The organism is Stutzerimonas stutzeri (assembly GCF_024448935.1).
Taxonomy (GTDB): Bacteria; Pseudomonadota; Gammaproteobacteria; order Pseudomonadales; family Pseudomonadaceae; genus Stutzerimonas; species Stutzerimonas stutzeri_AO.
The window spans coordinates 34277-56148 of sequence record NZ_JAMOIE010000008.1; the positions used below are offsets into that span (position 1 = coordinate 34277).

The 21872-nt window shown below is 57.7% G+C and carries 18 protein-coding genes; 2 read left to right on the forward strand and 16 right to left on the reverse strand.

Annotation, left to right across the window (positions count from 1 at the left end):
• Positions 1-29 precede the first annotated feature (29 nt).
• The gene (locus NA637_RS03830; RefSeq protein ID WP_009684327.1) at positions 30-710 is read right to left on the reverse strand and encodes a hypothetical protein; all 681 of its coding nucleotides are present in this window, start codon (positions 708-710) and stop codon (positions 30-32) included.
• A 12-nt stretch (positions 711-722) separates the two neighbouring features.
• Positions 723-2870, reverse strand: a complete 2148-nt coding sequence (locus NA637_RS03835; RefSeq protein WP_023118088.1) for a DNA topoisomerase — start codon at positions 2868-2870, stop codon at positions 723-725.
• Between the two features lie 97 nt (positions 2871-2967).
• Here NA637_RS03835 and NA637_RS03840 point away from each other — a divergent pair, with 97 nt between their 5' ends.
• A complete protein-coding gene (locus NA637_RS03840; protein WP_009684330.1) occupies positions 2968-3246 on the forward strand; it encodes a hypothetical protein in 279 nt (92 codons plus the stop codon).
• Positions 3247-3262: 16 nt separating this feature from the next.
• Here the strand turns inward: NA637_RS03840 and NA637_RS03845 are convergent, their stop codons facing one another.
• The 9 genes from NA637_RS03845 to NA637_RS03885 form a co-directional block, all read right to left on the reverse strand.
• On the reverse strand, positions 3263-3607 hold the full coding sequence (locus NA637_RS03845; protein ID WP_007975543.1) for a hypothetical protein: 345 nt from the start codon (positions 3605-3607) through the stop codon (positions 3263-3265).
• A gap of 9 nt (positions 3608-3616) precedes the next feature.
• Entirely contained in the window at positions 3617-8845 is a 5229-nt protein-coding gene (locus tag NA637_RS03850) for a strawberry notch C-terminal domain-containing protein (protein WP_009684331.1), read from the reverse strand.
• A gap of 74 nt (positions 8846-8919) precedes the next feature.
• On the reverse strand, positions 8920-10221 hold the full coding sequence (locus NA637_RS03855) for a hypothetical protein (RefSeq protein ID WP_009684332.1): 1302 nt from the start codon (positions 10219-10221) through the stop codon (positions 8920-8922).
• Positions 10222-10256: 35 nt separating this feature from the next.
• Entirely contained in the window at positions 10257-11771 is a 1515-nt protein-coding gene (locus NA637_RS03860; protein ID WP_009684333.1) for a UvrD-helicase domain-containing protein, read from the reverse strand.
• Between the two features lie 131 nt (positions 11772-11902).
• On the reverse strand, positions 11903-12379 hold the full coding sequence (locus NA637_RS03865; RefSeq protein ID WP_009684334.1) for a hypothetical protein: 477 nt from the start codon (positions 12377-12379) through the stop codon (positions 11903-11905).
• A gap of 50 nt (positions 12380-12429) precedes the next feature.
• Positions 12430-13320 (reverse strand): DUF6685 family protein, encoded by an 891-nt coding sequence (locus tag NA637_RS03870; protein ID WP_023118090.1) that lies wholly within the window; start codon positions 13318-13320, stop codon positions 12430-12432.
• 290 nt (positions 13321-13610) lie between these two features.
• Positions 13611-14021 carry a hypothetical protein gene (locus NA637_RS03875; protein WP_009684336.1) on the reverse strand — a complete coding sequence of 137 codons (411 nt, stop codon included), beginning with the start codon at positions 14019-14021 and terminating at the stop codon, positions 13611-13613.
• An 11-nt stretch (positions 14022-14032) separates the two neighbouring features.
• Complete coding sequence (locus NA637_RS03880; RefSeq protein ID WP_256071066.1) at positions 14033-14746, reverse strand: hypothetical protein; 714 nt, start codon at positions 14744-14746, stop codon at positions 14033-14035.
• Positions 14747-15012: 266 nt separating this feature from the next.
• On the reverse strand, positions 15013-15618 hold the full coding sequence (locus NA637_RS03885) for a hypothetical protein (protein WP_009684338.1): 606 nt from the start codon (positions 15616-15618) through the stop codon (positions 15013-15015).
• A gap of 87 nt (positions 15619-15705) precedes the next feature.
• On the opposite strand from NA637_RS03885, the gene NA637_RS03890 reads away from it, so the two are divergent.
• Positions 15706-16203 carry a hypothetical protein gene (locus NA637_RS03890; protein WP_023118092.1) on the forward strand — a complete coding sequence of 166 codons (498 nt, stop codon included), beginning with the start codon at positions 15706-15708 and terminating at the stop codon, positions 16201-16203.
• Here the strand turns inward: NA637_RS03890 and NA637_RS03895 are convergent.
• The 5 genes from NA637_RS03895 to NA637_RS03915 are packed head-to-tail and all read right to left on the reverse strand — an operon-like array spanning position 16197 to position 21858.
• On the reverse strand, positions 16197-16631 hold the full coding sequence (locus NA637_RS03895; RefSeq protein ID WP_009684340.1) for a hypothetical protein: 435 nt from the start codon (positions 16629-16631) through the stop codon (positions 16197-16199). The genes NA637_RS03890 and NA637_RS03895 overlap by 7 nt on opposite strands.
• Positions 16628-19654 (reverse strand): hypothetical protein, encoded by a 3027-nt coding sequence (locus NA637_RS03900; protein WP_023118093.1) that lies wholly within the window; start codon positions 19652-19654, stop codon positions 16628-16630. Before NA637_RS03900 ends, NA637_RS03895 begins: the two co-directional genes overlap by 4 nt.
• On the reverse strand, positions 19651-19920 hold the full coding sequence (locus NA637_RS03905) for a hypothetical protein (protein WP_009684343.1): 270 nt from the start codon (positions 19918-19920) through the stop codon (positions 19651-19653). The genes NA637_RS03900 and NA637_RS03905 overlap by 4 nt, the downstream gene beginning before the upstream one ends.
• Positions 19913-21145: a hypothetical protein gene (locus tag NA637_RS03910; RefSeq protein ID WP_009684344.1), complete on the reverse strand. Its 1233-nt coding sequence runs from the start codon at positions 21143-21145 to the stop codon at positions 19913-19915. The genes NA637_RS03905 and NA637_RS03910 overlap by 8 nt, the downstream gene beginning before the upstream one ends.
• The gene (locus NA637_RS03915; protein ID WP_009684345.1) at positions 21145-21858 is read right to left on the reverse strand and encodes an HNH endonuclease; all 714 of its coding nucleotides are present in this window, start codon (positions 21856-21858) and stop codon (positions 21145-21147) included. The genes NA637_RS03910 and NA637_RS03915 overlap by 1 nt, the downstream gene beginning before the upstream one ends.
• Positions 21859-21872 lie beyond the last annotated feature (14 nt).

Below are 21872 nucleotides of genomic sequence, written 5' to 3' on the forward strand. Positions count from 1 at the left end.
ATGTTATTTTCTGTTATTATTGCGTATTGTCAACGGACTTTCAGGCTATTCCCGCCCTCTTCCAGCTCGTTGCTCATACGCTGAACTCCCGCCAACATTTGCGCCTCGGACAGCAGCGAATTCGCAAACTGGTCTTCCTGCAGCTCAACCAGGCCGTCACGCATTTCTCTACGCAGTTCACGACTGACCTGAGCGGCCGCCCCGGTTTGCACCCGAGAAAGGCGCTCCAGGGTTTCGTTGATAGCATTCAGTCCACCGGCCACCTTGTGCGCCAGGGCGTTCAGGCTGGGATCCCGAGCACGCAGTTCACGGATGCTCTCGGCGCCGGCGTTCAGCTCGTTCACCGCCCGCCCATGGACCAGGTAGTCCTGCACCTGCTGCAAATGGCGCCGGATCTCCAGGTGGTAGAAGTTCTTCGCCGACTCGACATAGAGCGGCAAACTGAAGCCTTGGCCGTTGGCCGCCCGATTGCGGTATTCCAGATTCAGTCGCTCGGCGAAAAAATCCTGCCGCTCTTGCTTCGCAATGGCTGCGGGCAGGCCCGCGACTTCCTGGCGTCTCATCATCTGTTCCAGCTGCTCCCGGTACAGGTAAATCACGTCGGCAGCGATGCTGTCTTGGATCCGCACCAACACGTTGCGGTCCAGCCCATTCGGTACGGCTGCGACAGCACGCAACTCGTCAATCACCAGATCTCTCACGCCGATCATCATCTCTGCCCCTTATGCGGCTACTTGTTCGGTGTACTTGCAACCCGACCGGAAGCCCTCGCAGCCGATAAACGGCCCATTGCCTCCCATTCGTTTCATCAATTGGCTGCCGCATTGCGGACAGGCCTTGCCGACCGGCTCCGGTGCGACACGAGGGCCCGAGCTTCCACCTTTGCCTGCCCCCGCTTTCGCCGGCCCCGTGTAGGGGATATTCAGGGGTTTGGAGCGGATCTCCGCGATCACCTTGGTAATCCACGAGCGCTGCATCGCCTCAAATCGATCGATGGTGCTTCTGCCCGCCTCGATCTCGCGCATCGCCGTTTCCCACAACGCGGTCATGTCCGGTTTCGCGATCTCGGCAGGCAGCGCCTGGATCAGCGCCCTGCCGGCTTGAGTCGAGATGATGAATTCTTCCTTCTGCTTACCCTTCGGCTTCACGAACTCCACCTGGGCCAGGTCGACCAACTTCGGCACGAAGGTATGCCTTGTTGCAGGGGTCCCCAGGCCGCCTGCGGCTTCTTCTTCGCCCGCTTTCCGGTCATCGATCATCTGCTTGAAGATCGCTTTGATGCGCTCGTCGGTGACGTACTTGTGCACGTTGATCATCGCGTCGAGCAGCGTGGCGTCAGTGAAGTGATCGGGTGGCGTGGTTTTCTTCGCAGTGATGTCCAGGCCTTCACATAGGGCAGCATCCCCAACAGCCATCGGCGGCAGCACGTCGTTCTCGCCGCTGTCGTCTTCCCCTTTCTTCTTCGTTTTCATGCCCGGGTAAAGGGCCTTCCAGCCCGGCAGAAGCGGGGTGGTGCCGGAGGTACCGAAGCGCTGCCCCGAGACCTCGACCACTACCTCTACCTGGCGGTAGCGATGAAGCGGCATGAACTGCGCCAAATAGCGTCTGCAGATTTCCTCGTAGAGGTCCTGCTCGATCCCCGAAAGGACGGAGATATTGGCCCGTCGCGTAGTGGGAATGATCGCGTGGTGGACCGGAGTCTTGGACGTGTTCCAGGCTCGCGACTTGCGAGTTAGATCAATGTCCTGCAGCGGTGCACCAAATTGCAGGTTATTCGTGACGGCGGCATACACTTCAGGAGCATCAGCATGCTGACTCTCAGGCAGATACTGGCAGTCGGATCGCGGATAGGTGGTGAGCTCATGCTTTTCATAGAGGCTCTGCAGGGCCTTCAGCACCGCATCCGACTTGTAGCCGAATTTCTTCGACGCCAGGATTTGCAGCTGGTCGACAGAGAACGGCAAAGGGGCCGACTCGGTCTTTTCAGTGTCGCTGTATTCGACCACCTTGCCAGTCTTGCCTTGGACCGCAGTGTTCAACTGGTCGGCTACTCGCCGATCCAGCAGCCGCCCTCTTTCATCCAGCCCCGCCTGGCTGGGGTACGGTTTCCAGCGCGCACGGAAATCGCCTTTGGTGACCTTGAATCGCGCCGAAAGCGCGAAATAATCAACGGGAACAAAATTTTCGATCGCCAGGTCACGCTGGACGATCAGCCCCAACAACGCGGTCATCACGCGGCCGTAGGCTATGTGCGACCCTTGAAATCCACATTCCTTCGCGTGAAGGGAAATGGCACGACTGAGGTTCATCCCCGCCAGCCAATCAGCCCTTGAGCGCGATCGCGCTGCGTCACGAAGACCGATGAAGCCGGCGTTGTCGCACTCCCCCTTCAAACCGTTCGCGACAGTCGTCTCATCGAAACCAGAAATGAGCACGCGCCGCACCGGTTTCCGGTTGCCCAGAAACTCCAGGATCTCGTCGATAAGCAACTGCCCTTCGCGGTCGGGATCCCCGGCATTGACCACCACAGTGGCCTTCGCGACAAAAGACTTGATCGTCTTGAACAGATCTTTTTTCTCGGAGTCGAGCGCTATCGACCACCCTGGTAAATCGCTCTGCCCAGGGAAGAGCGGCAGGTGATCCCAACTCCATTTGAACTTGCCGTTCTTACCCTTCGGGGCGCCTGGGAAAGCAGCTCCGATGTAGTAATCGGGTTCTTCGAGCGCAAAAATGTGCCCCGCAGCCCAGCAAACCGCCCAACCATTTCCTTCCGCAAAAGTCCCCCCCCTGTTGGTTATTGGCGAGGTCTTTGACAAGACCTGAACCATGGCCTTACCCAGCTTTGGCTTCTCGGCGACGTAGACTTTCATCTCAAGATGCCTCCACTGGCCAATTGCGAAACGGTTTCCAAGCCGAGTTCGGAAGGTTTGGTATCATCAAAACGAGTTCGAAAAAGGAGTCCATCAGATGGACAAACAACTGAAAGACTTGGTGAAAAAAGCCGGCACCTTCGCTCGGGAAAAAAACGGGGGCCTTTCTCACCGAATCCGCACCAAACTTGACGAGATCAAGCCCGCCATTGCGGTGCTTGCTCAGGAGCGTCTCACCCCCAGCGATATCCGCGAGTTCATTCAGAAGGAAACTGGCATGAAGATCGGGATCCAGAACCTTCGCCGGTACCTGAAGGACAGCTTGAACTACCCCCCGAATGGATCCGGCGGCAAAGATTCGGCCGCGGGAGAGTGATACCAGGGCAATGCTTCTACGCGCTTGCATCATCACCCCCTAGCACCCTCATACCCTGCATGGCCAACAGCAGATCGGCCATCACTTCGCCACCCTCACCGGCGGGCACCAAAAGCTCACCGGAGCTTTCCGAAAACTCGACCTGCATTACCGGCTCACGGATGACGCCGGCCTCGGCCTTTTTCCACTCGGATACCGAAAATCGGATCCGGTGCTCGTCATCACCCTCAATCCACTCAACTGCGGCATCTGCCCCAGTGCTTTGATCAGCGCTAACAAACCCGAGCTGCACATAAGGCAGCTCGCGGCCGATACCCGATGGCATTTCCATGCGGGAGCAGAATTTCTCGAATGGCGTCATGCAGCCTCCCTAAGCTTTCACAGCGCGCATGCGCTCTTCATTTTCACTTTCATTAGAGTATATGACACCTCTTAAATTGTTAATAGCTTGTCTCAAAGAGGATTCCGCATATAGCGAAACGCCCTGCCTGTACAAAATCCCCATCGCTTTCGAGATGTTTTCGGTGGGAAACTTGGCCACCATCACCTTCCGCGTACCGGCGAAAGGCCCGGTAACCTTGATCAGGTCCTCGTTCGCAAAGTAACGACCGCCCCAGACCTTGCTTCCGGGAACCTCCATGACGGCCATGCCGTCCTGCAGGAAAAGACGCATCTCGCTTTCGTCGTCATCGCTCAAGCCTGGCGAAGTTGTGAGCTTCACCGCTGGGAACCGGTCGAGTACCTCACCACACATAGCCGCCGTTTCCACGCGAACTGGCAGGCTTTGCAAATGCTTGAGGTCGACGCCCCTGGCCATCAGCACCCCGCGGTGACGCGCACCCCGCTCATCGGTGTAAATGATGCTGCTGCCGATGGAGCCCGCAGCCGCGATCTGCGCGGCCTTGAACAGGTTGCCGTCGAGAATCAGCCGCTGGTATGTCACGTTCCCTGCGGGCGCAGTGTCGAACCGCAGCATGAGGTCATCCAGCAATCCGGCCTTTGGCATGATCCGGAACTGGACGTCGTCCTGCAGGCTGTAGAGCGTCCGGTCGATCAGCGTTTGCCGGCCCGGTACTGCAAAGCTGAGCTCATACCCTCCAAGCAGGTGGATGTGTTTCGGGTTGTCAGGCACGGCGATCGAAGCGATAACGCCGAAATCAGTTTCACCGTCGTTGTTGGTAAACCTGGCTACGGCCCCGACCTGCAGTCCGTCGAGGACGCCATCAAGCACCTTGAGGCGGTGCATCATCTTCTGAACAGAGTTCGGCCTCTTAGCCGCCAACGCCTCGTCAACCGACTTGCAATCCTTCGCTAAAACGGTTTCCAGAAACTTCCGTCGGTTGACCGCAAGGAACCCCTTGAGGGCAAGGAAGAAGTCCTGGTTCTGACGTCGCTCATGATTGATCCTGAAGTGCTCAACCGCAGCAGAACCCTCACGAACCAGGCGCTTGACGGCATCCGACCTCATCGGATCCAGCGCGACGTCATACTCGATCGTCTTGGCGAAGACCGGCTGATTGAATGCGCTATCGGAATGGGGATTCCCGCTCTCGTACACCACCCGCGCCACCTCCCGCGCTCGCACATCAAGCTCTCGCGATTTCAAGGGGTTCACGCCCTTGGCGTCGAGCTCCTTGATGACCCGGAGGTATTCATTGGTGAGCGCTTCGTAGATCTGCTCTTGCTCGACCACACGCAGCATCACAAGCCGACTGGTCAGCTTGTTGATGAAGTACGATTCTTCGCGCTCGTCCTCATTCTCCAGATTGATGTCGAGACGCTGCGCAATTCGCGGATTGGCCTCCAAATACCGGAAGGCGACCTCGTCACCAATGGCATTGATGAAGTCCGGTACCGATCGGTCCAGAGCAGCGTTGTCCTGGTTTGCGGTTGTATTGGCAGATAGCTTCCGGAGCTTGGAATTCTGCATCGCGATGGGCCGGGCCTCGCCGATCAAGCCCGACGACAACGTCTCGATTTCCGGCGACGACGTTTGGCCCTTCCGGTTGACGCGACCGAAGAACTGCACCCGAGTGTTCACGTCCGCGGCGGACTGAAGCTCGATCATTACCCGGCGCCGCTGGTCAGGGAACTTTTCGCCGGCATGCAAGCTGATACCCGTGCTGCCGGCACGTGTCAGCAGAAGGGCATCGGTAGTGCCCGTCACGAAGTCCTTCACGATCTGCGCCTTGGGCCGTTCAAGCACAGGCGATGCAAAGAAGCTCCCTGCTCGCTGATGGATCTGCAGCTTGCGGCCGGAAAGCTCATCGCAGATGAAACCAGCCGTCGCGATTCGGGTTCGGATCTCATCCAGTGGCGACACCGGCAGATCCGGGAAGTCATTGATCAACCCGTCCACTGTCGAAACCACATCCATGAACTCTTCGGAGGTCACGGGGACCTTGGTGGCCTCACCATAGCGGTTGGTCTCCACGTAGTAGGTCAGGCGATGCAGCATGCGGTGCAGCACATCCCGGAAGGTGAGATAGCCATCCAGTTCGGTCTCGCCCTGCAGGCTGGTTCCGAACTCTTCGGCATCAACGTCATCGAAGCCAGGCCGTAGGTCGGCCACAATGTCCACCAGGAGGGACTCCATGGTGTTCTCCAACACGATGACAGGCTTTTTGCCCTCTTCCAGGGCCTTGATAGCCCTGTCAGCAGCGAGGTCTGTCTTGATGGCCATCATGAACTGGCGGTAAATCGCGTAGAGGCGCGACCCAAAGTTGGTGCTGACCGCTCCCATCCGGTTGCCTTTGCGCTCCACCTCCGGAATGGCTTCAAGTGCTTTTTTGATCTCCTTGTTCCGCTTGTTGACCAACTCATTGATGTCGCCGGCCAAGTAGTTCATCAGCTCCAGGATCTCGGCGAGCTTGTCCGAAAGCGATCGATTTCGTTCCTCTCGCCCGTCGTCGCTGACGGTGCTAAATGCCAGATTGCTGAGGTCATGCTCGCGCCGAATAAACACGCCGTCCCGAGCCAGCATTCCCGAGAGCACCTCCTGCAGAACCTCGCCGCCAATGGCGAGCGTCTCCGGTAACGCTCCCATATCCACTGTTTCGGGGAAGAGCTCGGAATACAGCATCACGTTCTTGCCAGCCTTCATGGCCGTCGCCGAGGAGTAAACGACGAAGTCGGCGTTGTCGATGGCGAGACCGATGTTCTGCCCGGTATTCGACTCGCCGGCCGCGTTGTGCGCTTCATCCAGCAATAACGCTTTGCCCTCCGCGATCTGGCTGATCCAGCGCGCCTTCGAAGATTTGGCTCTGTCCCGGTTGAACTGGGAATAAGTACCGAGCACCAGGTTGTAGGCGGGATCCACCACCCCGCCATCGAGCGCGGCCTGGATCACCGCCTTGGGTGTGGCTGGAACCAGTTTGTTGCCAGAGATCGGATCGAAGATCGACACTCCATCGTTGACGATCATCGGCGTGAAAAGCTCGGCCGATCCGATGTCGCTGATGTCCCGCCAGAAGTCCGTGAACAACGTCGGCGTTTCGGTTAGGAAGACAACCGTCTTCTGCTGCAGGACCGAGTACCTGGCCAAGGCAGCCATCACCCGCCCTTTACCCAACCCTGTCTGGTCCGCCTCCAGGAAGCCCCTCCCCTTCTGCAAGGAGTTGATGGCCAGGGCCACCGCGTCAACCTGCTCAGGGGAGAGATAGCCGCCCAACTCCTCCACGGACCACCCCAGTTCAGCCGCCACGAAACCGTCGACATCGCCCTCTTCTCGCACAACCTCTGTCAGAGCCATACGGGTAGGCGTCGCCAGGTTTCGGGGGACCATCGCTGTGGCCTCGCCGGCTCGGCTGAAAGCCGCATATGGCGACTGGTACGAGTTTTCTTCTTCCTCGCTGCGATCCACCGGCGCGACCGCCCTTGCCGCACCGGACTCCGTCTCAACTGGGGGATGGGATTGCTCAGCTGAGCGATCCTCCACCGGGGCATCGCCATCGAGCTCGACGACGGCCGAATCGCTGAGCGCTTCCTGAAGGCCCATTTCAGGAGTTCGAATCTCCGCCAGGCCATACTTCTCGTACATGCCGGCAGCCCATTCGAACACCTCGTCGTGGTCCAGCAGCACCGGCAGCCGATCGGGCACTTGGGCATGCCCGGCTTCCTTCCTCCCGACCACGACGATACGAATCGGGAAAGAAGCCCCCTGCTTGGTGTAAATCCCACCATCCACCTCGACGGCGTCGACCTGGTAGCGATCCGCCAACCAGTTGAAGAGATACCGAGAACCGCCTGTGACGAGCCCGGCCTGGCTGTCAAGGTAGCTGTCCGCGCCGATGATATAGACCCCTACGCCGTCGTCCGCCCGCGCCTGCAGCGACCGGATCATGATCAGGTGGTCTACCCTGCTGACCTTGAGCCCGGACATCATGCGGGGTGGCTGCAGGCCCCCAAATGGCGGGTTGCTTAAAACGACATCGAAGTCCCCGCCACCATTAAGCGAGCGGAAGTCGAAGGATGTGGCATCGCCATGCTGGAGGTTCGCCTCCGACCGGTCTCTCCGGATCGCATCAAGGCGCCGAGCGTCGAGCTCGACGCCGGCCAAGGCGGCGTCCTTGACGGTGCATACCAGCGAGCCGTTGCCAATCGTCGGCTCCAGAACAGAACGCCCCTTGAAGCCGCCAACGATTTGCTGGACAGCAACACTCAATGGAAGCGGCGTCGAATACTGCTGCAGAGCAACGGATTCGGAGGTACGTGCAGCCAGCGGCGGTTGCCCTTCGTGCAGCTTGATGGCCAGACTGTAGGCAGCTTTAGGCGTCATCCCAGGTTGTTTGCGAATGTGCCGAACCAGCGCGGCCTCGATTGCCTCCTGTACCTCTCTTGCCCGAGGAGAAGAGAGAACAGCCCCCTCAGGGATCTCCGTCACGATACTGCTGAAGCGCTTCAGATCGTCGAACCGCAGGACCTTGCCGCCGGCAATCTCCCTCACCAAGCCATCGGCGCATAAAGCCAGGTCCTCCGCAGTTGCCCCATACAGGAATGTGGCACCGCGGCTGTCGGCCTCCCGAATGATCTGTTGGGCTGGCCCCTGAATGAAGCGTCCATCCTCACCCAGGAAGACCATCTGGCCACGGTAATTCATGCCAAGCGGCCGGGCTGACATCACCGCGTTGTTGACGGTGACCGTTACCGGAAGAACCTCGTCGGGCCGGTCTTCGCTTTCGTTCCCTACGGACTGTTCGCGGCCTTGCGCCGGAACCTGCGGGGGGATGCTGATTGCCGGGGCAGAGACCTTGGGAGTGGACACAGTCGCACTAGCTGGTGAAACCGGGCGCTCCGGCATGATGCGAGTCACCCAGTTCATCGGCACCTTCACCGGATGGGCTTTGGGAAAAGCTTTCTGGATCTGCTGCAGGCTGAAGCGCAGGTCATCGCGAACCAGGAACCCCGACCGACTGCGATAGAAGCCCAGCTCGCCCAACACCTGGAGCTGGCCGTTGGTGAGATCCTGGTTCGCTACCAACACGAGGCGCTTGGTACCCGAAGGGAACTTGACTGCCACCAAGCGCGTTTCCGGATCATCTGTGTTGAGCTGGATCCAGTTGACGAGGTTCTTGGTTTGAGTGGGGGTGGCTGGTTGCATGGCGATCACTACCGGAGGCGTAAAAAACAGCCGCTCGAAAGCGGCTGAAATGGCTACTGCTTGCCTTGAAGGCGTTACGGACGAGGACCGGCCGGAGCCTCCTCCTCGCCCTTGAGCGCGGTATCGAACTCGCTTTCGAGCGAGGCGAAGTCGGGGGCCGGTTCCTGCGCTTCTTCAGCCGGAAGCTTCGGCGGTTGCGGCTCGGCGCCCGGGCGAACCAGAGGGGTACTGAACTGGTTCGCCAGGTAGGTGCCCGGTTCGTCGGCGAGGATGTTGAACGGCGAGAAGCCGGAGATCGTGTCGGTGCGAGCGATGCCGGGGAGGATGACCTTGCTGAACAGGTTTGCCTGTTCACCGAAAATCATTTCGTAGCGCTGGGTGCGACCGGCCTTCACCTCGCTGATCAGCTTGAACGCTGCGTTGTTGTCCTGCGTCGGATCGCCGGCGTAGTTCATGCGGTAGCCGGGAATGCTTTCCACACGCACGTCGCCATTGACCAGGCCGGCGAACAGGTCGTCGTTCGGGATGCCCTTGAAGATGTTGTTCTTGAACAGATCTTCCAGGGTTTTCTCGGTGTCGGGCACGTACTCGTCACCGTCGCGCTTGAAGCCGACGTACACAGCACGAGTCAGTACATCTTCACCATCAGTCACCCGCAGCAGCGCGAGCGCCTTGGTGCCACGGCCGAGTTGTTCGGCGAGGACTTCTTCCAGATCCTGGCGGCTGCGCACATTGCGGGCGTTCGACGGCTCCACGGTATCGATGTGCACTTGCGGTTTGTCGTTCGGGCCGAGGGCCTCCAGCTTCTGGACCGCCCAGGTAACGGGAAACTCCTTCTCGAAGGTGCCATGGTCGGTCTTGACGCGGGCCGTCACGGTACGGGCGTTCACTGGCAGGGTGATGCGCTCGGGCTCGCCCGGCTGCACCGCGGGGTTCTTGAACGAGATACGCGGCGCCGTCGCCAGGATGTTCTCGATGAACGAGCGGTTGTCGTGGTCGGTGTCATTGCTGGACGCCAGGGTGTTGAGCCAGCGCGAGCTGAGTACGCGCTTGCCATCCTCCATCTCGTCGCTGAAGAAGCAACCTTCCAGGGTGAGGAAGGTGCCCTTCGCGGCATCCGGGGCGGCCAGCGACTTCTTGCCGTTGCCCTTGACGAAGTTGGTCAGGGATTTACTCGCGGACTCGCCGCGGAAGGTGACGACGATCTCTTCGCCGGCTTTCACCTTGGGGTTGCTCTCGTTCAGCAGCTTCCCGGTCAGCTTGACCGCGCCGTTCGATTCCACGGCGGTGCTGACCTCGAACACGGCGCCGAAGGCGTCGTACTTCTTGTCGGCGCCGCCCTTGTTTACATCTTGGATACGCTTCAGCAGGGACATAGTGTGGTGCTCCTTGTCGGGGGATAAATCGTTGATTACGCCATGGAAGGACGACTGGAGCGGTTGGCCGCCAGTTCTTCGAGGTGTTCGAGGTAGGCCTCCAGCTGCTCATTGAGGTGGAGAACGCGCTGCGCTCGGGTTACCCCGACGTAGTTGACGTTGATCTCCTCGATCAGGTTGGTGTCGGCCTTGCTCATGTCGATCAACTGGCCGGTGTCGGAGTCGAGAAACTCCATGAAGTCGCCAGCCAGCTGGACATTGGGGAATTCGAGCCCTTTCGACTTGTGGCCCGTGGTGAGGATCAGACGGTTGTCCGCAACGTTGCCGTCTTCGACCGGTGCCAGGGCTGCCCGCTCGATTCGCTCCAACAAACCTGGGATATCCCGGCCATAGGCAGTGACGATCTTGCAGCGCGACTTAACTTCGCGGTCGTTGATCATTTCGGCGTATTCCACCAGCTCATCGAAGCTGCTGAAGGACCGGATGAATGGATCCTTCACCTGGCCTTTGATCGACAACTGATAGACGTCCAGGATCTGATCGAAGCGGTAACCGCGGATGTCACCGACGAAGGAGAAGGGCTCGTTCTTGGTCAGAGCTTTCACGGCCCGGTCGAACAGCGCAGCATTGCCTCGGCTGAGGTACGCATAGCCCTCGCTGGCAGTCAGAGGACGGATCTTGCTTTCCGCCCCCAGTCCACGCAGATGAACGACATCACCCTTGAGGTCCAGGATGCGGTTAGCCACTTCCGCCACTTCGTTGCCGAAGCGGAACGAGCCCGTCAGGTAGAAGGTTTCGTCCGAGGGGATGAGCTCCATCGCGTTGCTCGCACCACGGAAGCCGTAGATCGCCTGATGGCGATCGCCCACATACACCTTCTTCGCCTGCTGCTGATTTACGATTGCTTGGGTGACGGGATTGGTATCTTGCGCTTCGTCGAAAAGGATCAGGTCGTAGGGCAGTCGACGACCTGCGACCTGGTAGAGCTTGAGGTACCCGTCATGCAGCATCGGGACTTCGGAGCGCAGATCCTGCATTGCGGTCCAGACCTGCATCGCGTCCTGCAAGATCCGCTGCGGATCGAAATGGCTACGCTCGACCGGGGCGTCGCCGATGCTGACGTGCTTCGGGCTAAGCGTGGAATCGGCCGACACGAGGTAGTTTTTCACGGTCTCGATCACGCGACCGCCATACAAGTTGTGGGCACTCGACGGGACGCCCGACAGGCTGGAGGTCAGCTGTCGAGTAACATGGAAGGGCTTGATGTCCCCCTGAAGCTTGCCATGTACGTTGCCGTAGTCACGGCCAATGGCGCCGTAGGCAAGCGAATGTGCGGTCTTGCAGGTGACGTTGGATGGGAACTTCCTGGAGGCCTCGACCTGGATCGATTTGTTGAACGCGACATATAGCTGACGCTTGTCGCGCTTGGCCTCGGCGATGCCTCGCAACGTGGTGGTCTTGCCAGTGCCAGCACCGGCTTCGATCTTGATTACATCGGAGTTGCTTTCGCAGGGAGCACGTTGCTCCTCGGTCATCTGCAGGCCATCCATAACAAAACCCTCGTTACCTGATATTGCATCAGGATAAACAAACGAAAGTCGTCGTGTAAAGCCTAACCTTTTAACACCTGCGCCCCCTCCCCCATCACCCGGCCAAAGCGAGCGCAGGGACCAGCTCGCGCCTAGCGCTCACTCACGCGGGCAATTACATCCTTCCATCCCGGCCAATCACTCGCCGCCAAGTTGCTATTCCCCGAGGCGTGCCGATCAACCCAGTCAGCAACCTGGGCCTTCTCTTCGTCATTCATCGCGACTGCAGCGGTGATGATGCGTTCGTAATGGGCTACTAGATGAGGGGGCGTTAGCTTGGTGGAGCCGAGGAACATTTTGCCGGCCTGCCAATCCTTGAATACCCTTTGAATCTTTCTTCCCCCGCTGCCTGGCTCCAAGAAAATAGTGGCGAAGTAGTCAATCTCAACGATTCCATCATTCGGAATACTAGGTACACCATCCGGCATCAGATGCTGCCCGTTGCAAATCACCTCAACATACTCAGGCTCTTCGGGATTGATGTCGTGCCAGTGAATTTGGTAGCCCTGTTCCCTTAAAAACTGGATGAACTGCTTAAACAGCTTGCCTGTAGTGGTGAGTGCCTGCATAGATTGCCTCTCGCGTTTTTCTCGTTACAATGCAAGTATATAATTGAACTTCAGTTCAATCTGAAAGCCGCCATGTTTCTGCGAGCCAGCTCTTGCAGATGATCACCCAGATCGAAGAACCCCCACTCGTGGAGCACGGCCGCAACTCGCACCGAACGAATATCATCTCGCGGCAGAAACACAGCTCGGGAATCCTCATAAGGACGGGGCAGGCGTCGGTGCAGGTAGGCAGCGCCATAAGCCCGCATGGCATCGTGAAACGCCATGTAGCTCATCGGCTCGTCCCGTAGCGCGAATATCTCAAAGTCACGCACCAGGGAACTGACAGAAGCGCTGTTGAGGCCGTAGATCTTTAGCCGCCCCTGCAGCGGCACAGAACGACGCAACCGCGAAGCGATATAGCGTGCTGCCGCAAAGTGATGCGAGCCACCGGAGTTCATCAGGAAAAGCCGCCCATCCCACCGATAGCAGGCGAAATGATCCGAAGGATCCTCGCGATGAAGTATTCGTATCTCGGACCAGGCGAGGTTTTGATCCAGCTTTTCCAAGCTCATAGGCTCGATCATCGGTCGCGAGTTGGTGGCGACCATATCGTCAAGGCTCGCGAAGTCACGCAGCTCCGATTTCGACGCTGAAAGGCCTTCGACATCCTGAATCTCGCACCGCCATTGCTCCTTGACCTCGCGACAGCCCAAGCGGGCGAGATCCTCCCGGGTGAGATGGAAGCTGCCGTATTGGCCGCCCTGATTGCGCCACCCGAGCATTTCTCCGGCAGCTAGACGGGGCCAAGAGCCGTGCACCGCGCCACCCCATTCATGCCATAGAACAACGCTCGACGCGGCAATACTTTGAGCGGGTTCCCGCAAGTGCACTTTCAGAGCAGGAAAGGCCTCAACAATAGCGCGGACCGAAGCGGGGATACCGAGATCATCCTGAATCATCCGCTTCATCCGGAGGAAGAAATGTCGCACTCCCGCCCCCTTATGCAGCAATCGGAGCCGGCGACTCCGGCGAGTTAAGCAAGCCATGCTTCAGCCCAACCAGGTCAATCATCCCCACGAAAACGCTCCCCATACAACGCCAACGACCACCAGCACGCCCAGGCCGGCCAAGATCCACCGAGTCCGAACTTTACGGCGCAGACGCGCCTTTTCGGCAGCCAGTTTCTCAAGCCATCCATCCGGCCGCGACCCCATGAAATGCGCTTGCACGATACCAACTCCTGCAACGGCTAAAGCAGAACGACGGATGCCAAAGTGCGTGACAACCAGGAGAGAAGTATCGGCACCGGGATCGAGTATTCCGCTGCCTGAATAATGACCATGAGATCGGGTGACCCAACCTTTTCAGCACATTCGGCGAAGGTCAGAACGGGCTGGGGGGGGGAGGCAATCTTTTCGACATCCGGTTCGCCTGGAGATCCGATGCAGACAGTCCGGTAGCGGGCCACCGCCTCGCCATCTTCCGGATGTTCATTCAGCCATTGAGCGATAGCTGCGTCCCTGGCCTCCCCCACCTTCCCCAAGTAGACGCTACCCTCGGCCAGCACCAAGATGAGGAACAAGAACAGCGCAACGCCACCCCATAGGATCACCCTCGGGACGGCTCGAAACATCTTCGAATCGCGGAGAACTACAAGCATGGACAGCCCCCTCAACCTGCTGCGAGGTACAGCACGCGCCCGCCGCTGCTATCCAAATCGATGCCTTCGTCATCCTGTGCCCCTGCTCCATCGGGGACCAGCTCGCCATGTCGCTCCAGGATCCACTGCGACACATCAGCAGCCGTAACGCCGAATTCGCGAGCCATGAGCGAAACATCAGCCCAGCTCACGTTTTCGCTAACCTGATTGAACATGCGATCGAACTCATACGTGGTCAGGTCGCGCTCAACCAGGTGCGTCCACAAACGACGGTTTGTCGTGATCAGATGATCATCACTGTCATCCCGCCAACAGGCCCCTTTGATCACCTCGGGAGATACCGCCGGCGCCCGGAAGAAACTGCGACGCACGCACACAACAAGTCGCACCTTGGCGCTCGCCACCAGGTAGAAGCGATGCCCAAGGCGCTCTTTGAGCCGTGGCGACGTAGATTCGACCGCCGTGATCGAGCAGCCTGCCAGCAACTTGGAAAGCTTCGTCAGCGCCGCGTAGACGCTCTTCTTCTGGCTGAAAATGCTGTCTTCGATGTACCAATAGTGAACCCGCGCGTCATCCAGGCGAAGTCCGTTGTCGACCTTCAACCCCATGACCGACATCAAATTCATCACCGACTGCAGCCGAAGGTTTTCCTTCTTGCCGGCCAACCAGGAACGCAGGTTCTGGACAGGGATATTGGCAAACCTGGCCATCATCTCGATGTCCATCACCACCAGCTCAGCGAGCAGAGTGACCAGCTCGTTAGCTTTCATTCGCTTCTGGGTAGCCATAGCTTTTCCTTAGATTTTCGCCGCAACAATCATCAACAACACGCCAGCAAAGCTGGGCCAAATTAAGTTTTGTCATCCAGACTGCGCCCCGTTACCGAATGCCCGAATCCGAGCGCTAAGTGCCTCTTCGGCAACGAACAAAACCGGCGATGACCAAAATCAGCATTGGCGAGCAAAAACCATTTCCGGACACTACATCTGGATCAGCCCGCCCTCTTCTCAATGGGCAATCGGAATAACGGCTCATCCGTCCAGAGACTTTGTATGCTCGCAAACACCGAAGCGTCTGCAGGGGTTTGCCACAGCGCCTGAATCTGCGCATCGCCAGCCCGGTCGAGATCCACCAAGCTGATGCGCTGCCCGCCTTCAGTTGGTTTCAATCCAGAAGCCACCCGCTCAGCAATCTCAACAGGCAAACTCGCGAACACCGCGTTGGCCTCGCACACCTGAACCACTGCGAATGCCCGTAGGCCATTCCCCAAGCGGAACACATACCCTCGCTCGAACTCGCTTTTATTCAGCAGCTCACACAGGGAATCGACCATTTCTTCATCGACCTCCCAACGGTGGAGGCCTGGAGCTAACATCCCGCCATCCAGAAGCCCGAGGTCAAACAGGACCATCCGCAGCTTCTCCATCGAAACATTCCGCGTCGTCCCCTTGCTCGAAATGAACGCCGACAGATTCCCCCGATGGGTAGCGTGAGTTTCTGCGATGCTCTGCAGAGTCACCCGCTTGGCCTTCCTCAGAAAACCCAGCCATGCCGCCATTTCGGCGCTGACTTCTCGTTCCTTATCGGTGACTTTCATTGATCTATATTACCATGTCAATATGTCGTTGATAGTAAAAAAATAACCAATCAGACGCAATCATACGCGGCAGGTTTTTCCCTCACCATGAATCTAACCATCGAGCTTGTTCCTAGATCCTGCTGGTACAGCAACGTCCGTTCAAACGTCAGCGAAGCCACTTGGAGTCGGCTGAAAAGCATCTGCTTCAAGGCTGCCAACTACCGTTGCGAGATCTGCTCTAACCGAGGCCCGCACCATCCTGTCGAGTGCCATGAAATCTGGCACTACGATGACCACCGGCTCATCCAGCGCCTGGATCGATTGATAGCGCTCTGCCCGAGGTGCCACCAGGTAAAGCATATCGGTCTCGCCATCGAGCGCAGCGAAACCCACAAAGCCATCGAGTGGCTGTGCCATGTGAACTCCATCAGCCCCGGCCAAGCCCTACAGCTGGTCAAGCGAGCCTTCGCGATCCACGAGATCCGCTCCGCGTACAGCTGGTCGCTCGACCTCTCTCAACTATCTGATCACTACCAGGTGAGGCTCGCTCCAGATAATCGCGAAGCTGGCCTCAACCGCCCCTCATCGACAAGAGCTCAATGAGGCGCCAACTGCTGCATGCGCAACATGTGTTCAGCACCGACACGCTCTAGTTCTGCTGCAGACGTTTTGTAGACCTGCTTCATACGAGCGATGTAGTCGACATCGCTTTCGTTTGGGTAGCGGTCGTAGCGCCGAACTTCTGCATCGTCCGATATCGGGGCAGGCAACACCGACGCAGCCGGCGGCGTATAGGGCTGATAGACGGGGGGGCTTTCCACCGGTACCCGTTGCGGCGATGCACTTTCCACAGGGACAATCGGTGTCGATGCTCTCCCCGGGCCAGCATCAGGGCGAACAACCACATTGCTCGAACTGCTCTCGTTCGAAGCGCCTCCCGAAGTTCCGATGTTGAAGATCCCCGCGCACGCGGGGAAAGCGGTCGCCACCATCAGAAGGAAAACGACCGAGCAGTTGATCCGCTTGATCATGCGCGTAGTGCCTCCGACCGCTGCTGTTGGTAGATATCGAGCAACTCGGCGACCAGCCCATCAATTACTCCATCGTCCCGATCCTGGCCAATCAGGCCGCTGATCTCGACCTTCTTCTTCCGCGCCTCGATTTCCCGCGCAACGCTACCACCAGGGTAGAGCCGAGCCAGGAGGCGCCGCGTTTCGACTGGCCCAATTTCCCGATACAGTGTGTCGCGGACGTAGGTGTCTTCTTGCGTGGTCGAAAACGCCCAGAGCCTGATACCGCCCATAGTGCTATTCAGCAAATGCACCGATTCGCCTTCACGAGTACTGAACGCGCCAACGAACGTAGACCCCTTCGCACTCGGAGGACGGATCATGTGGCGAACCGCGTATTCCGCCGTCGATGACAGGCCGAACATTTCGCGCATGCGCCCCGCCTTCTTCTCGTTCTGCTTCGAGAAAACCTTCTTGACGGTAGCGAAGGACAACATTTCTTCGTCAAAGTCATCCACGTCCTGAGACAGTACGGTAACCATTACGCCCTCCTTACCCCCCTCGCGCATATCGCCGATAACCTGGTCCCGTACCGGACGCACGCGCTTCGTTCGATGGAGTTCGTCCCACTGAAGGTGCTTTTTGTCTTGGCGGATTTCGCGAATACGGTGCTCATGGTACGGGCGGTACCGTGGGGCGAAGCACTCGACATCTTCCTCGGTCAAGTAGAAGTTCCTCGCCACGACATAGCGAGCCAGCATGTAACACATCGCTGTCTGGTGGTCGGCCGCGGCGGATCCACTACGAGCAACTTCGGCGAGGTCGATCGAAACGACCCTGGCTTCGCCCAGATCAAAGGCCGTAGGCAAAGCGAGAATCGGGTAGCTGCGCAACGATTCCGAAATCATCCGGGAGAAGGCATCCAGTAGCGCCTCACCATCCTCGGTGCTCTTGCCTCCATAGAGATCGACGAATTGTTGCTCGCGACTCACCGCCGCCAAGTCGGCCAGCGTAGGAACGGCTTGCCGCTGCGCCAGGGTTGCAGAATGGATGTCACCATGGTCGTAGAGCGCGTCGACGATCTCCCACCAGGAAGTTCGCCCGTCTACCTGGATACCGAAGCGCTCAACCGCCCGGTCGACCTGCTCAGCCCCTCGGGTGTTGGGGATGTAGGGCTTGGCCCTGGTATTGTTGCCATCGCCTGCGTAGTAGCGGTAGGCCTCCTGCAGGGTGAACTTGACCAAGCCAACCATGCCGTCTGCCGGTGCGGCAGCACCCATTGGCGTAACAAGCAGCGACACAAAGTTAGTTTGAAAAGCAACTTCGCTGGGTAGTGGGTAACGGGACCCTACCTGAGTGTCCAAAGGGTTGATGGCGAACTCCGGCGTCATACGCAGACGCAAGCTCATCGCCAAATGCCGCTTTTCCTCGGGAAGAGCGTTGCGTAGCAGAGATATCAAACCAGCACTCCCCTTGCCGACGTCGATGATCCCGATCATCGGCAGCCGGGTGATACCCGGCGAGAGGCAAAGCGCAAGGTTCCCTTGGTTACCATCAACCGTTTTACCGGACCGAGGTTCAGCCACACCGACCGTAATCCAACTGGACTGGACTGGTGAGTTGGGTTGATAAGGCCAGATCTTTCCATCCGGCGTGCGATAGAGAACCGCTCCGCCATCAGCCCAAGGCGACGCAGGACGGTACAAAGGCAACATCTGCGTGACATCACCGAGAACCGCACAAGAAGGTGTTGCGACGCTATTCAAGCTCAGGCAGAGCGCCGACGATGTAAAACCTTGGAACTGATCGCCGCTGGCTTCGCGAATATCAATACCTCCCCATCCCTGTACGGCACGGGCGAGGCGAGATGCGCGGGATGCGAGTAATTTCTCGTCATCCTTCGGAGCCCACGTCGCGAAATCCACACGCAGGCGGACGTCCAGTTCATTCTGTTTCTTCACCATCTCACGAACCGCCGAAACCCCCTCCCGGAAAACCTTGTTGTCCGGATTGGTGAAGCTGATGATGCTGGCAACCATGTTCTTGAAGCCGACCATCTTCAGGCCGCCTGACTCAATCAAAAAACTGATCCGCCAAGGCAAGCGGTTCTGACTTACCCGCACAAACAGCTTCTGAAAGGGCTCAATGTCTTGTGCATGCAGGTGCACGTACATCGGGGCATATATCCTGTCGCCAACTATCGTGTACTTCCGCCCTGCTTTTTCAGCATCTCGCGGTACCAGCTGGCGATCGAGGCGCGGCCAAAATGCCCCTGACATGTCCTTGGGATTTCTGCTGATGTCCCGCACGGGAATCTTGTCGCCCGGAAGCCGCGGGCGCCAATCATCGGCGGTGAACTCCGGATCCACGCTCATCCGCATTTCGTAACCGGCCTTGTGGACGTCCAGAACCTCTACAGCGATATGGACCGACCGCAGGTCCCCGACCAGGGCGTCGACGAACGAGCGGTGCCGAGTACGCAACGACTGCATCGCCGCGAAGACGTTCGGCACATCCCGCATCCGGGGAAGCGGCGAGGCCTCGCGCAGCTCCTCCTTCGCCTTCACATCGCGCTTCTGCTCGCCACTGGTGGCCGCCGACGGCCTGGTGATCAGGGTGATGAAGGCCTTCTCGTTGGTGCAGAACTGGGAAAGGTGTCTGACGTCCTCTTCGAAGAGGTCATCCAGCTCCAACCCGAGGCGCTTGGCTGTCGCTCGGGAAGGAGCGATGGCCGCTTCGATATCGCGTACAGCACTATCGGGATCACCGCTGAAGTACACGTGGACGGCATGGCCGCCATTGCTCAGGTACGCCTTCAAGCTCTTGCTGAACAGGCTGTCACATTCAGCAAATTCGACCTCGCCGATCATCCTGGTGGAGCCGTGCAATTGCAGGACGGTGAGCAAGGTGCCATCCCGCATAGTCATGGTCTGCTCGTCGTCGATGCTTTCTATATTAATGTAGTCAGCCATCGCCATTTTGAATTTCGAGCAGACATACGCGAGGAGATCCTCAATCGTGTCGACGATACCTGCAGCGCTCATCTAGCGGTCTCCCCGGTTTCCAATTTCGCCTTGTAGTGCTCCGCCACCAGTCGGCCATGCTGGACGAACAGTCCTCTGGCAAACTCTTTAAGGTGACTTGGCAACTTTGTATTAATGAATGATTTTACCGTCTCAAGATCTTTCATTGCCGCATGAAGTGCAGCATCGTTCTCCGGAAGAAGAAGCAGTCGATCCAGCGCAATTATCACTTCCAAATTGCGCGAATCTCGCAGTGCAACTTCAAGCAGAGTGTTAATGTCAGACATTGTGTAAGTCCTCTTGAACTTCAATGTCCGACGACATATTTGGAGGAGCAAGCAGACCTATAGAAGATGCGATGTCATAAGCATCCTTAAAATTATGCTTTGGCACCAGACAGGTCACGCTACCCGCGCCATACTTTCTGATGGCGAACCCGGCCTTATGAAGCTGTAGCGCATAGGTGAACATCAAGAAACGGTCCACCGCGGTTATCCAGGCTGCACGCGGGGAAACTGCCCGATACTCCGTACTCTTAGGCTCAAGCCGATAGCAGTTCTCACGTGAAAGACCGACCCAATGGTTCATAGCCAAGAGCTCCGCTCCAGGACTCATAGCCTGCAAAGCAGAGAACATCGGCAGCTCGCAGGACGTCTCAAGCATTTCATAGCCGCTGAATACAAAAGCACATGCCACTTCAACCTGGGCGTACTGAGAAAGTAGTAGAAGTTCTGGCTGCGATACCCAGGATCGGTTACTACCAGCCTTTGCCCCGTTAGCAAAAGCAATTACGTTCACATAATCAGGATTTATATTTGAAACGGATACTTTAGCCAGCACTGGGCGGGGGTTATTCACAACCCATTGAACTTTATCCGAGATTGGAGCTATCTGTTCTGCAGAGAAATACTCAACTTGTTCTCCGGGTACGATCATGCTCAGCATTTCGCGAGCATACGCCACTGCCGGCGCAGAAAATCGAACCACTACCATTTCTTCCCGATTGTAATGGGGCGTCAGGCAATAAGTGTAATACTGATGGGCAGCCGACAGCGCACCATCTACTTCCGGCGCAATGTGTGGATCTTTATCTGGAAGGATCTTGCACCGAATTTCGTCCGCCAAATTGTCGTGCATAGGAACAGAACGAGAGCCATCAATGCCGTAGGCGCCTTTCGCGTACCACATGACCCGAGAAAAAACACCGGAAAGGATTTCCGTGATTTGTTTCTCGGTGTAGCTACGCCGCATTAAACCCCAAGCACTGCAAATGTCTGCCTGCCCCTCTTGCAGCCACGAGTTAAGATAGGTTGTCCTCTTTATATATGGCGTCTTATGTAAATTCGCACCATAAATCGCCGAAAACGAAAGATTCGTCCACCAGAGGGTGTCGTTATCCAAGTTCCCGACAGAAGAAATACGAAACGCCTCCATACCTTCCACGGACGCCCAACCGCCCATATTCGGATCGTCGGCATCGAAACGGACACAACCGTGCCTGACTACCCCCATCAGGCCACTCCTGCAACGCCAGGCCAGGCCGCGAGATCCAGGCGACTGAAAGACGCACCGTTCCCAGACCACATGCCAGCTTGCTGGATGAAATAGTCCGCTCCAGGAACGTAACGACAGCCACCCAGAAGGACACTACGCTGCTCGTACTCATCGTCGCTCATGTCCAGCAAAACTCTGCTACATACCAAGGGGTCCGAAAGGCCTTTCCGCACAGTTTCCCCCTTCGAGTTCATCTCGACCTGGTGGGCTCGGTCGGTGATACGGCGGTAGACCGTATGCGGGTTAATACCCTGTTCCGCCGTCGAAGCCACCTTTTCCGGCCCAGCCGCAACAGACTGCATCGCCATGCAGTAGAAAATCACCTGCAAGAGATTGTTGAGCTGAACTTGAGTCAGCTCAGGCAGGAAGACAATTTTCCCAGGATCGGATGGCCATTTCTTAGAAACCGTATCGAGATGAAATGGCGCGTGGCATAGCTCACAAACAGGAACTAAGTTTTCGAGTTCATTATTCGTGTGATCACCATCCAGATTATGGATATCGAAACTATCGGTTGTTCCGAATGCAAAATCGCAAAAATGACAGCGACGTCCAAAGCGCCCTTGCGCAATAACCTGCTTGCGCAACTCACCCGCGCTCTTGTCCAGCCGAGAGCCGTGCTGAATAAGAGGCGCTTTCCGGATGTCACGAACAACCGATAGCTCGATCATTTTACCAACTCACC